At 64.5% G+C, this 15,419-nt stretch carries 18 protein-coding genes; 6 read left to right on the top strand and 12 right to left on the bottom strand.

Annotated features, from left to right (window positions below):
• Positions 1-2: 2 nt before the first annotated feature.
• From EB230_RS02255 to dapA, 4 genes are read left to right on the top strand one after another with little or no spacing between them, the layout of a single operon-like run.
• On the top strand, positions 3-194 hold the full coding sequence (locus EB230_RS02255; protein ID WP_056568963.1) for a hypothetical protein: 192 nt from the start codon (positions 3-5) through the stop codon (positions 192-194).
• 16 nt (positions 195-210) lie between these two features.
• Positions 211-432: a hypothetical protein gene (locus tag EB230_RS02260; protein WP_244494015.1), complete on the top strand. Its 222-nt coding sequence runs from the start codon at positions 211-213 to the stop codon at positions 430-432.
• Between the two features lie 37 nt (positions 433-469).
• Positions 470-1,048, top strand: coding sequence for a hypothetical protein (locus EB230_RS32525; RefSeq protein ID WP_246738898.1), 579 nt, complete (start codon positions 470-472; stop codon positions 1,046-1,048).
• Entirely contained in the window at positions 936-1,841 is a 906-nt protein-coding gene (gene dapA / locus EB230_RS02265) for a 4-hydroxy-tetrahydrodipicolinate synthase (RefSeq protein ID WP_246738973.1), read from the top strand. Before EB230_RS32525 ends, dapA begins: the two co-directional genes overlap by 113 nt.
• Here dapA and EB230_RS02270 read toward each other — a convergent pair.
• From EB230_RS02270 to EB230_RS02305, 8 genes are all read right to left on the bottom strand, one after another.
• Entirely contained in the window at positions 1,800-2,120 is a 321-nt protein-coding gene (locus EB230_RS02270) for a hypothetical protein (RefSeq protein WP_056568953.1), read from the bottom strand. The two genes, dapA and EB230_RS02270, sit on opposite strands and share 42 nt — an antisense overlap.
• Before the next feature lie 139 nt (positions 2,121-2,259).
• Complete coding sequence (locus tag EB230_RS02275) at positions 2,260-3,189, bottom strand: alpha/beta hydrolase (protein ID WP_172371193.1); 930 nt, start codon at positions 3,187-3,189, stop codon at positions 2,260-2,262.
• A 108-nt stretch (positions 3,190-3,297) separates the two neighbouring features.
• The gene (locus EB230_RS02280) at positions 3,298-4,080 is read right to left on the bottom strand and encodes a carnitinyl-CoA dehydratase (RefSeq protein ID WP_172371195.1); all 783 of its coding nucleotides are present in this window, start codon (positions 4,078-4,080) and stop codon (positions 3,298-3,300) included.
• Positions 4,073-6,151: an acetate--CoA ligase family protein gene (locus EB230_RS02285; RefSeq protein WP_172371197.1), complete on the bottom strand. Its 2,079-nt coding sequence runs from the start codon at positions 6,149-6,151 to the stop codon at positions 4,073-4,075. Before EB230_RS02285 ends, EB230_RS02280 begins: the two co-directional genes overlap by 8 nt.
• An 85-nt stretch (positions 6,152-6,236) precedes the next feature.
• The gene (locus tag EB230_RS02290) at positions 6,237-7,400 is read right to left on the bottom strand and encodes an acyl-CoA dehydrogenase (protein WP_172371199.1); all 1,164 of its coding nucleotides are present in this window, start codon (positions 7,398-7,400) and stop codon (positions 6,237-6,239) included.
• Positions 7,401-7,404: 4 nt separating this feature from the next.
• Positions 7,405-8,499 (bottom strand): carnitine 3-dehydrogenase, encoded by a 1,095-nt coding sequence (locus EB230_RS02295; protein WP_056568943.1) that lies wholly within the window; start codon positions 8,497-8,499, stop codon positions 7,405-7,407.
• Entirely contained in the window at positions 8,496-9,125 is a 630-nt protein-coding gene (locus tag EB230_RS02300; protein WP_056568940.1) for an HD domain-containing protein, read from the bottom strand. The genes EB230_RS02295 and EB230_RS02300 overlap by 4 nt, the downstream gene beginning before the upstream one ends.
• Before the next feature lie 17 nt (positions 9,126-9,142).
• Positions 9,143-10,060, bottom strand: a complete 918-nt coding sequence (locus tag EB230_RS02305; protein WP_056570308.1) for a 3-keto-5-aminohexanoate cleavage protein — start codon at positions 10,058-10,060, stop codon at positions 9,143-9,145.
• 136 nt (positions 10,061-10,196) lie between these two features.
• On the opposite strand from EB230_RS02305, the gene EB230_RS02310 reads away from it, so the two are divergent.
• Positions 10,197-11,177: a GlxA family transcriptional regulator gene (locus EB230_RS02310; RefSeq protein WP_056570306.1), complete on the top strand. Its 981-nt coding sequence runs from the start codon at positions 10,197-10,199 to the stop codon at positions 11,175-11,177.
• On the opposite strand, the gene EB230_RS02315 is transcribed toward EB230_RS02310, so the two are convergent.
• The 3 genes from EB230_RS02315 to xylA form a co-directional block, all read right to left on the bottom strand.
• Entirely contained in the window at positions 11,174-11,377 is a 204-nt protein-coding gene (locus tag EB230_RS02315; protein ID WP_056568937.1) for a hypothetical protein, read from the bottom strand. The two genes, EB230_RS02310 and EB230_RS02315, sit on opposite strands and share 4 nt — an antisense overlap.
• Before the next feature lie 175 nt (positions 11,378-11,552).
• Positions 11,553-12,032: a GNAT family N-acetyltransferase gene (locus EB230_RS02320; RefSeq protein WP_056570304.1), complete on the bottom strand. Its 480-nt coding sequence runs from the start codon at positions 12,030-12,032 to the stop codon at positions 11,553-11,555.
• Positions 12,033-12,122: 90 nt separating this feature from the next.
• Positions 12,123-13,448: a xylose isomerase gene (xylA, locus tag EB230_RS02325; RefSeq protein ID WP_056568935.1), complete on the bottom strand. Its 1,326-nt coding sequence runs from the start codon at positions 13,446-13,448 to the stop codon at positions 12,123-12,125.
• 107 nt (positions 13,449-13,555) lie between these two features.
• Here xylA and EB230_RS02330 point away from each other — a divergent pair, with 107 nt between their 5' ends.
• A complete protein-coding gene (locus tag EB230_RS02330) occupies positions 13,556-13,918 on the top strand; it encodes a nuclear transport factor 2 family protein (RefSeq protein ID WP_056568930.1) in 363 nt (120 codons plus the stop codon).
• A gap of 32 nt (positions 13,919-13,950) precedes the next feature.
• Here the strand turns inward: EB230_RS02330 and xylB are convergent, their stop codons facing one another.
• The gene (gene xylB, locus EB230_RS02335) at positions 13,951-15,405 is read right to left on the bottom strand and encodes a xylulokinase (protein ID WP_065005533.1); all 1,455 of its coding nucleotides are present in this window, start codon (positions 15,403-15,405) and stop codon (positions 13,951-13,953) included.
• Positions 15,406-15,419: the final 14 nt, after the last annotated feature.

The following is a 15,419-nucleotide window of genomic DNA, read 5'->3' on the forward strand; positions in this document are numbered from 1 at the left end:
CGATGTTCCTCTCAGACGGGCTCTATCTGCCCACTCATCGTCCGCTGCCGGCGTCGCAGGTCGAACAGATCAGGCGTGTGGCGAACACCAATCGCCGGCCGGTCAGCCTGATCGCGCCGTTCACACCGACATGGTGGCTCCTGGTCGTCGGCGCCTTGCTGGCCGCCGCCGCGATCGCTGCCCAGCTTTCCTGAAAGGCAGGAGATGACCATGCAAAGCTCCCCTATTCCCCCCGACGGAAACGCCCTTCACCGCTTCATCGTCGGGCGCGATGGCGAAGGCCACTGGATCGCGCGTGACGAAGAAGGCCAGACCGGCGGCGTTTTTGCCGACAAGAATTCCGCTGTCCGTTTCGCCACCATGGAAAGCGGCCATCGGGCCGGCGCGATACGCTTCGCACCGGCGAGTGTGCGGCTTTCCCTGTTCAACTGAGCCGCGCCCGTTCCGAGCTGATCGGAACGATCTGGCCATGGACAATTCCAACACCATTGCTGGCCCCAACAGCGCCGATCTCGCCGGATTGCTCGATCGCCTGCCGCATGTCGGCCGGCTGCTCGAACACCAGCTTTGGGAGGCGGCACGCGCCTTGTCGCTCGACAGATCGTCCCGGCAAGGCCGGCGATTCGCCGGTCTGATGGAGGCCGGCGCCATCCTAGACGCCGTCCTCCTGCTGGTCGCGTCGTCGAAGCCGGAGCGTTCGGTATCGGCCATCAGCAAGATCGGCGAGCGCTGGTTTTGCTCCATTGAAATCACATCCGCAGGGCCACCGACCAAGGCCGGCAGGGCAGAAGCGGACCACACCGATCTGGCTGCCGCGCTGCTGTCGGCCCTGCTTTCCTCGCACCTCGAAAAGACGGTGTATCCAAAAATTCATCCAGGAGAATCCCATGACACCCGAACAAGCCCGAATGCGCCTGACCGGAGCGATGACCGCGCTGGTAACGCCGTTCACCGACGGCGAGGTCGATCTGAAGCAACTGACCGCGCTGTTGCGCTGGCAGATCGAACAAGGGATCAACGGGCTGGTCCCATGCGGCACCACAGGTGAGGCCCCCACCCTGTCGTGGGAGGAGCGCCTCGACATCATTGCGCTGTGCGTGAAGATCGCCGCCGGCAGAGTGCCTGTTATCGCCGGAACCGGCACGAACAGCACCGAGACGACAATCGCCTTTTCGACAGCCGCCGAGGCCTTTGGCGCCGATGCCGCTCTCATCGTGACGCCCTACTACAACAGGCCGAGCCAGGAAGGGATCTTTCGCCATTTCGAGGCGGTCGCTGCCAAGGTCAGGATACCGATCATCATCTACAATGTGCCGGCGCGAACCGGCTTAGACCTGTCCGAGGAGACGCTCGGACGCTTGGCGCAGATCCCAACCATCATCGGCATCAAGGACGCAACCGGGGATGTGAGCCGGCTATCCATGCTTCCGGCTGTGCTCAGGCGCCGCTTCATCTGCCTCTCCGGCCACGACGCGACGTCGTTCGGCTTCAACACGATGGGCGGCCGTGGAACGATCTCGGTGATCTCCAATATCGCGCCGCGACTGTGCGTCGAGATGCATGATGCGTGCAGGCAGGGTGACCATCACACCGCGCGCGCCATCCATCATCGCCTGCGGCCGCTGATCGCGGCATTGGAGCTTGAGAGCAATCCGGTGCCGGTCAAATACGCAATGAGCCTGGCGCTGGGCATGAGCGCCGATGTGCGTTTGCCGCTGACTCCGGTTCGTCCTGAAACCGAGACCGCGATACGCGAGGCCATGCTGGGCCTGAACGGGAGCATCGCCGGCGCCGTGCAATCAAGACCGGTGCCGGCCTCGCCCGTGCCGTGGCGGCCTTGACGAAGGCGCCTTGCTGTCAACGGCATAGACCAGCCCCGGCTGGACGATCCATTCCCCGGTGCGGAGCGCCTCGACATCGAAGCGCCCGCTGCGGTCGCGAGGTGCAACGCCGACAAAACGGTATTGCAGTCCACTCGCATCGACGACGATATCGGCGATCGGATGATCTGCGAGCCGCCCGATGATCTTCCCCTTTTCCCTGAGATTTGCCAGGACGAAATACTCCGTCGGCACCCTTTGGCTGGCCCCGGAGGTCAGCCAGGCTGAATGTGATTTCATGGTCGTCTGAAGCCAGTTTGTTGATCGGGCCTCAGTCAGGCAGCGGCCCGGAACTACATAATCGCTGGCCGCATAGGAATTCGAGAGGAGGTTTTGGCCTGAATTATATACGCCGCATATGTCCTGGCAGTCCGTGAGGTCAGGCGCCCCGTCCGAGCGCAGCGACCGCGTCGACGATCCGCGTGAAACTTTCGCGAGCGCGACCGACCGTGTGCCGGGCCCTGAGGTAGCCATGCACCAGACCCGGCTCCTCGAACCAGGTGGCCCGCCCGCCCGCCGCGATGATCCGGTCGCGATAGGTCTCGCCGTCGGACGACAGCGGATCGCACTCGGCGGTGATCAGTACCGTCGGCGGCAGGTTGGCGAAGTCGGTGTCGGCCAGCGGCGAGAGTGTTATGTCGCCGGCCCGGTCCGCGCCACCGGTGCGGATATGCTTGTAGAATTCGAGATCGCGCATGGTCAGCATCGGCGCTTCGGCATGCGTGACATAGGAACCCTTCGAGCGGTCGCCGCCAAGGCCGGGATAGATCAGCACCTGGCCCACCGGCCGTTTCGCGCGGCCGCGTGTGGCGTGCGCAACGGCGGCGCAGAGATTGCCGCCGGCACTGTCGCCACAGAGCAGGATGGGCCTGTCGCGGGTGGATGCAACCCACGCGAAGGCGCTCATCGCGTCGTCGAAGGCGGCCGGATGCAGATGCTCCGGCGCAAGCCGGTAATCGACCGAGACAACCTCATGGCCGGTGCGGGCGCAGAGCTCGGCGCAGACATCGTCATGGCTGTCCAGCCCGCCAAGAATGAAGCCGCCGCCATGGATGTAGAGCACTGTCGCCGTCGGTTGCGGAGCGCTTCGGTAGATGCGGATCGGGATTTCGTGCGTGGTCGTTGCAATGGTTGAGGTTTCGACCGCCACGCCCTCGGGATAGCCGGCAAAGAATTCGCGGCACATGCGGTCATAGATCTCGCGCTGCTGCGCGATTGTGTAGTCGATCGTATCGGGCGGATAGTAGGAATTGGTCCGCTCTATGAAGGCCGAGGTCTCGGCGTCAATGAGTTTCGTGTAGTCGGTCATGGAACTCCTTCCCCCCCCTTGATGGAGGAGGTCACCGCGGTGGGGGTGACGGCGCTTCACCCACCCCGGACCTTCGATCCGACCCTCCCATAACGGGGGTAAGGTGGCTCACTTCCCCTTCCACACCGGATCACGCTTTTCGGCGAAGGCGCGGAAACCTTCCATATTGTCTTCGGAGCCGTAGAGCGCATCAACCGTCGCCAACTGGCGGCGCGTCACCTTGTTCATGGCGTCCTGGAAGGTCAGCGCTTCGGCCACGCGTGCCGTCTCCTTGATCGCCGCAAACACCAGCGGCGGACCGCTGGCCAGCAGGCGGGCGATCTCCCAGACGCGATCCTCGAGCTTTTCCCTGGGTAGCACCTCGTTGACCAGACCCCAGCGGTGCGCCTCGGCGACATCCATCCAGCGTCCGGTAAGCAGGAGATCCATGGCGACATGGTAGGGGATGCGCTTGGGCAGCTTGATCGTCGCCGCATCGGCCAGCGTGCCGGCGCGAATCTCCGGCAGCGCGAAGGAAGAGTGATCGGAGGCGTAGATGAGGTCGCAGGACAGCGCCAGTTCGAAGCCACCGCCGACCGCCATGCCGTTGACGCAAGCGATGACCGGCTTGTTCAAGTCGCGCAATTCCTGCAGCCCGGCAAAGCCGCCGACACCGTAGTCGCCGTCGACCGCGTCGCCGCCGGCGGCCGCCTTCAGGTCCCAGCCGGCACAGAAGAACTTGTCGCCCGCGGTCTTGACAATGGCGACGCGCAGTTCCGGATCGTCGCGGAACGCCTTGAAGGTTTCGCCCATCAACCGCGACGTCTTCAGGTCGATGGCGTTGGCCTTGGGCCGGTCGAGCGTGACCTCGAGGATCGAGCCTTCGCGGCGGGTCGAAATGACGTCAGACATTCTTGTTCTCTCCCAGCACCAGCAGCGCGTCGGCGATCCAGGCACCCTTGCCTTCGACGCAGACGATCAGCGGGTTGATGTCGAGTTCCTCGATCTCGCCGGCATTCTTCTGCACGAAGCCGGCAATGCCCGCGATGGCGTCGATGGCCGCCGCGACGTCGGCCTTCGGCCGGCCGCGATAGCCCTCGAGCAGCGGGAACAGCTTCAGGCCGCGCAGTGCCGCCTCGATGTCGTCGCGGGTCGCCGGGAGCATCAAGGTGACGCTGTCACGCAGCAATTCGACCAGGACGCCGCCGGTGCCGAGCGTCATGACCGCGCCGAACATCGGATCACGGGTGAAGCCGACAATCAGTTCGGCGACGCCGTCGCGCACCATGCGTTCGACATAGAGGCCGGTGCCGAGCGGCAGCAGATCATGTGCCGCCGTGCTGACGGATTCCGCGTCCTTGAGGTTGAGCCTGACGGCGCCGACCTCGGATTTGTGAGTGACGCCCAGCGCCTTCAGGGCGACGGGAAAGCCGAGCGCCATCGAGGAGATCACCGCTTCGACCGCATTGCCGGCACGCTCGCCCTTCGGCACGGGAAGCCCGGCCTTGATCAGCCGCGCCTTGGCTTCGGCCTCGTCAGGCGTGACATGCTCGCCGCCGGCGGCACCGGCGGCGGAGGTGTCGACCGGCTGCGCCTGCGGTTCAGCCCATGCCCAGCCGATGAAGGCCGCCGCGCCGGCGGCATCCATCGCCTCGGAAATGCCGAACAACGGCACCATGCCGCGCGCCATCAGTTCGGCGGTGTATTCCTCGGGCAGGTTCTCCGGTAGCGAGGAGACGATGGCGCCATGCGCCTTGTTGGTCTTCAGCGCCGATTCGAAGGCGCGCAGCGTCGCCCACCAGTCAGTGACCGAGCAGCGGTCCGGGCGCGGAAAGTCGAGCACCAGCATGTTGAGGTCGAAACCGCCCGACACCATGGCGGTGAAGGTGGCGGTCATCGCCGGCTCGTTGTTCCAGATGAAGGTGTGATAATCCAATGGGTTGGCGACCGCGACCAGTGGCCCGAGCGTCGATTTGACATGAGCGCGGTGCTGTTCCGTCAGGACCGGGAAGTTGACCCAGCGCCCTTCGGCGCTGTCTGCCATGACGGAGGCTTCGCCGCCCGAACAGCTCATCGACGACAGGCGATAGCCGGGCAGCGGACCGGTGATGTGCAGCAGCTTCAGCGCCTCGATAAAGGCCGGGATGGAATCGACGCGGGCAATGCCAAGCCGCCTCAGAAAGGCGCCCGAGGCCGCGTCCGAGCCGGCGAGCGAGGCTGTGTGCGAGACGGTCGCCTGCCGTGCCTGCTCGGAACGCCCGACCTTCATGGCAATGATCGGCTTCTTCAGTTCGCGCGCGCGTGCCGCCAACCGTTCGAAGCCGGCTACGGAGTCAAAAGCCTCGATGTGCAGGCCGAGCGAGGTCACCCGTTCATCCTCGATCAGGCCGAGCGCCATCTCGGACAGGCCGGTCTGCGCCTGGTTGCCGGCGGTCATCAGGAAGGCGATCGGCAGGCCACGCTTCTGCATCGTCATGTTGATGGCGATGTTGGAGGACTGGGTGATGATGGCGACGCCCTTGCCGCCTTCCTCCAGCCTGATGCCGCCATGCTGGTCGGGCCACAGAAGCGCGCCGTCCGCATAGTTGATCAGGCCATAGCAGTTCGGGCCGATGATCGGCATCTGGCCGGCGGCCGCGACCAGTTCGGCCTGCAACCGTTCGCCATCGTCGTCATAGGCCTCGGTTTCGAGGAAACCGGCGGCAAAGCAGACGGCGCCACCGGCGCCGCGCTCGGCCAGCGCCTTGACGACCTCGATGGTCAGATGGCGGTTGACGCCGACAAAGGCGGCATCCGGCGCGCCTGGAAGATCGGCAACCGAGCGATAGGCCTTGCGGCCGGCAACCTCGTCCTTGGTCGGATGCACAGGCCAGATTTCGCCGGCAAAGCCCATCTTGATCGATTGCGCGACGACGGCGGCGGCCTGCACGCCGCCGAAGACGGCGATGGATTTCGGGCGCAGGAGACGTTCGAGTTTATGCATGGTCATCTTTTCGTTTGAGCGCGATCCCAGGACAGACGATCTCGTTTGCCCGACAAAACCGAATCCCGGCTTGGGCGATCATGCTCTAAGCTCCGAACGGGCGCAGCAGCGCCCGCGAAATAATATGTCGCTGAATCTCCGACGTGCCTTCCCAGATGCGCTCGACGCGGGCGTCGCGCCAGATGCGCTCCAGCGGCAGGTCGTCCATCAGCCCCATGCCGCCATGGATCTGGATCGCTTCGTCGGCGACGTAGGCCAGCATTTCGGTGGCCTTCAGCTTGGCCATGGCCATGTCCTGGTCGGTGACCGTGCCCTGATCGTATTTCCAGCCGGCTTCGAACACCATCAGGTCGGCCGCTTTCAGTTCCGTGGCCATGTCGGCAAGCTTGAACGAGACACCCTGGAACTTGCCGATCTGCTGGCCGAACTGCTGGCGCTGCGCGGAATACTCGATGGCGTGGCCGAGCGCCCGCTCGGCCCGGCCGAGACAGGTGGCGCCGACCTGCAGGCGGGTGGCGCCGAGCCAGGAATTGGCGACGTCGAAGCCCTTGTGCACTTCGCCGAGCACCTGGCTTGCCGGCAGCCGGCAATCGTCGAATTCGAGGATGGCGTTGGTGTAGCCACGATGCGAGACATTGCGGTAGCCGTCGCGTACCGCGAATCCCTTGGTGCCCTTGTCGACGAAGAAGGCGGTGATCTTCTTGCGTTTTCCCCGGGCGGTTTCTTCCTCTCCCGAGGCCATGAAGCAAATCGCGAAATCCGCGAGGTCGGCGTGGGAGATAAAGTGCTTGGTGCCGTTCAGCACCCAGTCGTCGCCATCCTGCACCGCGGTCGCCTTCATGCCGCGCAGGTCCGAGCCGGCGCCCGGCTCGGTCATCGCCAGGCAATCCCACTTCTCGCCGCGAATGCACGGGAACAGGTATTTTTCGCGCTGCTCCGGCGTGCCGGCCAACAGGATGTTGGAGGGACGCGCGACACAGGTCCAATGCAGCGCGTAATTGGCGCGGCCGAGTTCCTTTTCGTAGAGCAGCCAGGTCACCGTATCGAGGCCGGCACCGCCAACGTCCGCCGGCATGTTGGCGGCATAGAGACCGGCTTCGATCGCCTTGGCCTTGAGCTCCTCGATCAGGTCGCGGCGCAGCACGCCTGTGCGCTCGACCTCGCGTTCATGCGGGTAAAGCTCGTTCTCGACGAAGGCGCGCGTCGTCTCGACAATGAGCTTCTGTTCCTCCGACAGCCCGAAATCCATGGTCTCAGCCTTTCTTCTTTTTCTTCGGCTTTTCCGCCTTCTTCACCGGCTTGGAGGCCTTGGCCTTTTCGGCAGCCTTTGAGGCCGCCGGCTTCTTCGCCGCCAGCTTGGCCAACTGCCTGGTGTAGTCCTTGTGCAAGGCGCCCGCACCCCAGCCCTTGCCCTTGTTCTGCTTCGACAGCGCATCCATGATCGCGACCAGATTGTCGTCGCGGATCTTTTCCAGTTCGCGGATCGACAGGCCGTGCGCCTGGTCGTCCGACTGGGTGGCGATCAGGTCGACCAGCTCGTCGTTGAATTCGGGCACGTCCATGAGCTTGGTCCACGGCCATTTCAGGCATGGGCCGAACTGGGCCATGAAGTGGCGCATGCCGGCCTCGCCGCCGGCGACGCGATAGACCTGGAACATGCCCATCTGCGCCCAGCGCAGGCCGAAGCCGTAGCGCATGATGTCGTCGAGTTCCTCGACCGTGCAGATGCCGTCCTTGATCAGCCACAGCGCTTCGCGCCAGGCCGCTTCGAGCAGGCGATCGCCGACGAAGGCTTCGATCTCCTTGCGGATGACGACCGGCTTCATGCCGATCGAGGCATAGATCTCCTTGGCGACCTCGATGGCCTCGGGGAAGGTCTGATCGCCGCCGACGATTTCGACCAGCGGCAGGAGGTAGACCGGGTTGAACGGATGGCCGACGACCAGCCGCTCCGGGTGCTTCTTCATCGCCACCTGCATATCGGTCGGTTTGATGCCGGAGGTCGACGAGCCGACAATGGCGTTTGCCGGCGCATGGGCGTCGATCTCGGCCAGCACCTTGTGCTTGAGGTCGAGCCGTTCCGGCACGCTTTCCTGGATGAAGTCGGCGTCGGCAACGGCCTCCGCGATCGTCTTGGCGAAGGTCAGCTTGCCTTCCTTCGGCAGGCCGCCGGGCACCATCTGTTTGTAGGCGCGGCGCGCGCCCTTCATCACTTCCGAGACCTTGCGCGAGGCTTCCGGGTCCGGATCGAAGATCGACACGTCGATGCCGTTCAAGAGCAGCCGCGCCACCCAGCCGGCGCCGATGACACCGCCGCCAATGGCGGCCGCCTTGTTGATGATGCTCATGCGGAAGCTCCGGTTCTTGTCCTGGCTGTTTCGGGATCGATGAGAGGCACGCGCTCGCCGGCGCGGATCACCGCGGGGTCGTAGGCCTTGCGGGCGAAGACCTCGAGCACGAAGGGCCGGAAGAAGTCGATCGGCAGCGTCTCGTAATCGGGGTCAAAGCTCGACTGGTCCCAGCGTTCGCAAAACTGGTCGCAGTCGTCGAAATAGGCATGGCCGGCAAAGCGGTCGCGCGCATGGCGATTGCCGCCGAGATGGTGGGCGTAATAGAGCCGCTGGAAGTCACCGTGCTTTTCCACCACCCAGGTGCATTGCTCGCGCACGAAGGGTTTCAGGATCGAAGCGGCGTATTCGTCGTGATTGTAGGGCGCGTAGATGTCGCCGATGTCGTGCAGCAGCGCGCAGGCGATCCAGTCGGTGTCGGCGCCGTCGCGCCAGGCGCGCGTCGCCGCCTGCAGCGAATGGCCGAGCCGGGTGATCTTGTAGCCCGACAGGCCTTCGTCGAGTTGCACCAAAGCGTCGAGCAGACGATCGCCGGTCTTGGCGGCGTAGTCGATTTCATGGGCGGTCAGGAACTCGTAATCGTCCCTGTCACCATCCTTCATCGCGGTGAATTTGACGGTTGTCATTCTCGATGCCCTCCAAACTATGCCGCGATCGGCGCCCGCTTGGTCAGGTTGAGCTTCTTGCGCACTTCCTCTGGCCCCAGGATCCGAGCGCCGAGATTGGTGACGATGCTGGCGGCGCGCTCGACCAGCTGCGCATTGGTCGCCAGCACGCCCTTGTCCAGCCAGAGGTTGTCTTCCAGCCCGACGCGGACATTGCCGCCGGCGAGCACCGCGGCCGCGGCATAGGCCATCTGGTTGCGGCCGATGGAAAAAGCCGACCAGTTCCAGGTCGACGGCACGTTGTTGACCATGGCCATGAAGGTGTTGAGATCGTCAGGCGCGCCCCACGGCACGCCCATGCAGAGCTGCACCAGCGCGTCGGGGTTGAGCACCTTTTCCTCGACCAGCTGCTTGGCGAACCATAGATGGCCGGTGTCGAAGGCCTCGATCTCGGGCTTGACGCCGAGCGCCGTCATCATGCCGCCCATGGCACGCAGCATGCCGGGCGTGTTGGTCATGACATAGTCGGCTTCGGCGAAATTCATGGTGCCGCAGTCGAGCGTGCAGATTTCCGGCAGGCACTGGCGCACATGTTCCATGCGGTTGGTGGCGCCGCCCATGTCGGTGCCCTTCTCGTTAAGCGGCAGCGGCGCTTCCGGCGAGCCGAACACCATGTCGCCGCCCATGCCGGCGGTGAGGTTCAGGATGACGTCGACATCCGCCGCGCGGATGCGCTCGGTCACCTCGCGGTAGAGATGCACGTCGCGGCGCGGCTTGCCGGTCTCTGGGTCGCGGACATGGCAATGGACGATCGCGGCACCGGCCTTGGCCGCGTCAATGGCCGAATCGGCGATCTGCTTGGGCGAACGCGGCACATGCGGGCTACGATCCTGCGAGCCGCCGGATCCGGTCACGGCACAGGTAATGAAGACCTCACGGTTCATCGCAAGCGGCATGGAATTCTCCTCCCAATCGAAACAGCCATGCATGTCGCCCAAAAGTGGGAACCGGTTTTGGGGCAACGACATGCACAGGAACCCGCATAACATTGCGCGACTTGCAGGGGACTGCTTTGCGCTTTACGAAGGCTGCGTGACAAAAAACGAAAAACCGACAATCTTTCGCGCCGAACAGTCGCCGCTCAAGGTGACGCTGCTGGTGTTTTCCGGCGCATCCATCATGTGCGTGGCGTGCACCGTCGACCCGCTGCGTGCCGCCAACCGTATTGCCGGCGAAACCCTGTTCGACTTCAAACTGGTTTCGGTGACCGGGGAAGCGCCGGTCACCACATGCGGCCTGCCCGTGGCGGTCAGCGGCCGGTTCGATGCGACGGAGCCAACCGATGTCCTGGTCGTGGTCGCGGGCTTCGGCACACAGAACTATGCCACGTCGGCCTTGCTCGCCGGCCTGCGCCGCGCGGCGCGGGCGGCTCGCGCCTGCGGCGGCGTCGAGGCGGGCACATGGCTGGTGGCGCGCGCCGGCCTGCTGGAGGGGCGCAGCGCCACGACGCATTGGGAGGACATGGAGGATTTTTCGTCGGCCTTTCCCGGGGTCGACGTGCGCCCCGACCGGTACATCATCGATGGGCCGGTATTCACCACCGGCGGCGCCTCGCCGACGCTGGACCTGATGCTGCACCTGATCCGCACCCGGCTCGGCATGGCCGTGGCGCTCGATGTGGCAAGCGCGTTCATCTACGACCAGGCACGGGTAGCGACCGACGCGCAGCCGCTGGTCTCGCTTGGCCGGCTCGACGGCTACGATCCACGCCTGGCGCAGGCGATCCGGCTGATGGAAGCGCATGTCGACCAGCCGCTGACCATAGAAGCCATAGCAAAGCGCGCCGGCGTGACGGCCCGGACCCTGGAAAGTATTTTTCGCAAGTCGATCGGCGAGACGCCTGGCGCCTATTATCTGAGGCTTCGCCTGGGCGCGGCGCGCCGGCTGGTGGTCGACACCAGGGTGGCGATGGCGGATATTGCCGGGCGGACGGGATTCTCATCCGCCGCGGCGTTTTCCAGAGCGTTTTCAAGAGCATTTGGCGAAGCCCCGGTCAGGCTTCGTCGGGGTTAAGCGGCGTTCCGGCGATCGGTGCCAGCGTCGATCTGCGAGCGCATCTGCCTCGCAAGACGGATTTCGAAACGGCTGCTGACGGCGCGATCCCATTCGTTTTTCACGTCGTCGGTCGGCCGCGGCAGCGCCATCAGCCGGTCAATGATCGATCCGGTCTCACCGGATGAGAGCAGGGCGTCGATTTCGCGTTCGTGCTGCATATCGGTTCGCCTCCTTCCTTTTCACCCGCCACAGGTCCCTTTTATACGAGATACGTGACGGCAGTTTGAAGGCAAGAGCGAGGTCATTGAGGGGCACCCAGGGGCAAAACCTTGTCGCCGAATGAGCGCTTTGGCGCAAAGCCGTTACGCACGCCAAAATCCGGATCAGGGGACGTCAGCCCAGCCGCTTCTCGAACAGAACGGTTGTGAAACCGCTGTCCCATTCGTCATCCGGATAGCGATCTTTTTCGACGTAGCCGAGCGCCTTGTAGACGCTCTGGGCGCGCTCGTTGAACGTATCGGTCTCGAGCCGAGCCTGGCGGAATCCGTCAGCGCGGATAGCCTGTTCGGCGTGCGCCAGCAGACTGCCGCCTACGCCCTGGCCCTGACGGCTGGCCCTGACATGCAAAGCCTCGATGAAATCGCCGCGCCAGTGGATCAGGCCGGCAATCTCGCCGCCGATCTCGGCAATGGTGAATTCCGGCCAGCTCTCCTGGACATAGCGCCCGCCAAGATCGGTCTCGACATAGCGCCGCGCCGATGCCTGGGTAATGTGCGGCAGCCAGGTGCCCTCGAACGTCTCCCGCAGCACCTTTTTGAGAGCCACGAGATCGCTCAGCCGCGCCTTGCGCACCGTGATCTGTCCGTTTGCCATTTTCATCTCCCTTCGGGAGAGCGAACTAGCAAAAGGCGATCACGGCGGCTTTCAGCCACATCGGGCAGATGTCTGTCCAGAAGTCAGGCGTCAGACGTAACGGTTGACGATGTTCTCCAGCAGTTCCTGGCGGCCGGAGCGCGGCTGCGGCTCGATCTTCTTCTTCACCACGCGCTCGGCGATCTCCTCCAGCGTGCGCTTGCCCGCCAGCATCGCCTTGGCCTCGGCGCTGTTCCAGCCGGCGTAGCGCTCGGCCAACGGCGCGGACAACGCCTTGTCCTCGATCATGCGGGCGGCTGCCTTGAGTCCGCGCGCGCAGGAATCCATACCGCCGATGTGGCCGATCAGCAGATCCTGCGGGTCGAGCGACTGGCGGCGCAGCTTGGCGTCGAAATTGGTGCCGCCGGTCTTGAAGCCGCCGGCCTGCAGGACCTGGTAATAGGCCAGCGCCATCTCCGGCACGTTGTTGGGGAACTGATCGGTGTCCCAACCCGACTGGTAGTCGTTGCGGTTCATATCGATGGAGCCGAAGACACCGAGCGCGTTGGCCAGCGCCAGCTCGTGCTCGAACGAATGGCCGGCCAGGATGGCATGGCCCTGCTCGATGTTGAGCTTGACCTCCTTCTCCAGGCCGAAGCGCTTGAGGAAGCCGTAGACGGTGGCGACGTCGTAATCGTATTGGTGCTTGGTCGGCTCCTGCGGTTTCGGCTCGATCAGGATGGTGCCCTTGAAGCCGATCTTGTGCTTGTAGTCGACGACGAGGCTGAGGAAGCGGCCGGCCTGTTCCTGCTCGCGGGCGAGGTCGGTGTTGAGCAGCGTCTCGTAGCCCTCGCGGCCGCCCCACAGCACATAGTTCTCGCCCTTCAACCGCTTGGTGACGTCGATGCAGCTCTTCACCGTCGCCGCCGCATAGGCGAACACGTCCGGATCGGGATTGGTGGCGGCACCCGACATGAAGCGGCGGTTGGAGAACAGGTTCGCCGTGCCCCACAGGAGCTTGACACCGGTCTGCTTCATCTTGGTGGCGAAATAGTCGGCGATCTCGTCGAGGCGGGCGGCACTCTCGGAAAAATCCTTGCCCTCGGGCCGGACATCGGCGTCATGGAAGCAGAAATAGGGCGCGCCGAGCAGAGAGAACATCTCGAAGGCGACATCGGCCTTGAGTTTCGCCAGTTCCATCGTGTCGACGCCGCCGGCCTTGGGGAACCAGGGACGGTCGAAGGTCTGGCCACCGAACGGATCGCCGCCCGGCCAGGCGAAGGAATGCCAGTAGGCGACAGCGAAACGAAGATGGTCTTCCAGCCGCTTGCCGGCGACGACCTCGTCGGGGTTATAGAAGCGATAGGCCAGCGGATTGGTCGAATCCGGCCCCTCATATTTGATCTTCTGGATGTCGCCGAAAAATCCGCTGCTCATGATTTCTGTCCTCTCTCGAATAGTTCGCCCTGATTACCTCAGGCGTAATTGGTTTCGGTCCTGCACCGGTCGAAAAGGCTGATGTCAACAAACAAAGGAGACAGACCATGACCGACCTCAACGCAATCGCCGAGGGCTACATCACCGCCTGGAACGAAAGCGATGCCAGCCGCCGCGCCGAATTGCTCAAGGCGACCTTCACCGAAGACGTCAGCTATCGCGATCCGCTCATGCAGGGCGACGGCCATGACGGCGTCGCGGCGCTGATCGACGGCGTGCATCAGCGCTTTGCCGGCTTCCGGTTCTCGCTGAAGGGCGCGCCGGACGGGTTTGCCGACAAGATCCGCTTCTCCTGGAATCTCGGCCCGGAAGGCACACCTTCCATGATCGAAGGCACCGACATCGGTGTCATCGAGAACGGCCGCCTGAAGAGCGTCACCGGCTTCCTCGACAAGGTGCCGGCGCAGTGAGTTGCCGAGCTGTGGCGTGGGCGAGAAACCGCTCACGCCGTGGCGCCCCTGATTGCCGGATACAGCGCCCGGTAACGGTGATACGCATCGGCATAGGCACCGCCGAGCCTGGCATCCGGTTCGATCGTGGCATCTGTCCTGGGCGCGGAGCAGACGGCCAGCGGATCGGCACCGGTCGCCGCGATCAGGCCAAGCCTGGCGGCGCCAAAGGCGGCGCCGAAATCGCCGTCGGCTGGAATATCCACCGGCACCTGCAGCGCGGTGGCGATCGATTTCAGCCAGTAGCGCGAGCGCGAGCCGCCACCGATCGCCGTCACCCGCGTCAGTGTGGTGCCGGCTTTCTTCAGGGCTTCGAGGCTGTCGCGAAAGGCGAAGGCGACGCCTTCCAGAACCGCCTGCGTCAGCACCGCGCGGCTCGATTCATGCGCCAGGCCGGTGAAGGAACCGCGAATGGCGGAATCATTGTGCGGCGTACGCTCGCCGGAGAGATAGGGCAGGAAGGACACGCCGCTCGGCGCCATCAGCGCGTCACCCAGTTCAGCGGTCAGTTCGCCCGCGCCTTTGCCCGTGATCTCCGACAGCCAATTGAGCGAATCGGTCGCCGACAGGATGACGCCCATCTGATGCCAGGTGTTGGGCAGCGCATGGCAGAAGGTGTGGACCGCGCTTGCCGGGTTGGGCAGATAGGACGCGTTGGCGGCAAACAGCACGCCCGACGTGCCGAGCGAGACAAAGGCATGGCCGGCGCCGACCGTGCCCATGCCGCAGGCGGAAGCCGCATTGTCGCCGGCGCCGCCGGCAACCGGGATGCCGGCCTCGACGCCCCATTTCGACGCCAATTCGGCACGCAACCCGCCGGCCTTCTGTGTGCCCTCGACCAGGGACGGCATCTGCTTCTCGTCAAGCGCGGTGGCGGCGAGCAGTTCGGCCGACCAGCGGCGCTTGCCGACATCGAGCCAGGACGTGCCGGCCGAATCCGACATCTCCGAAATGTGTTCGCCGGCGAGCCAGAGCCGCAGGAAATCCTTCGGCAGCAGCACCTTGGCAACCTTGGCGAAGACGGCGGGCTCGTTGTTCTTCACCCAGGCAAGCTTGGGTGCGGTGAAGCCAGGGAAAACGATGTTGCCGGTCAGCGCGCGGAAGCGCGGGTCGGCGTCGAGTGCCGACGCCTCGACATGGCTGCGCGTATCGTTCCACAGGATGCAGGGACGCAGCACGTGATCGGCCGCGTCGAGCAAGGTGGCGCCGTGCATCTGGCCCGACAGGCCGATGCCTTTGACCGCCGCGAACTGCTTGGGATGGGAAGCCTTCAGTTCACCGATCGCGTCTTCGCAGGCGCGTATCCAGTGCGACGGATCCTGTTCGGACCAGCCGGGATGCGGCCGCGAAACGTCAAGCGAGCCGTGGCCGGAGCCGACGACATTCTGTCCGGCATCCATCAGCAGCGCCTTGACGCCCGACGTGCCCAGGTCGAGGCCGAGATACATGTTTTCCTCCCATG

This window comes from Mesorhizobium sp. NZP2234, from assembly GCF_013170765.1.
In the GTDB taxonomy this organism is placed as follows: domain Bacteria; phylum Pseudomonadota; class Alphaproteobacteria; order Rhizobiales; family Rhizobiaceae; genus Mesorhizobium; species Mesorhizobium loti_D.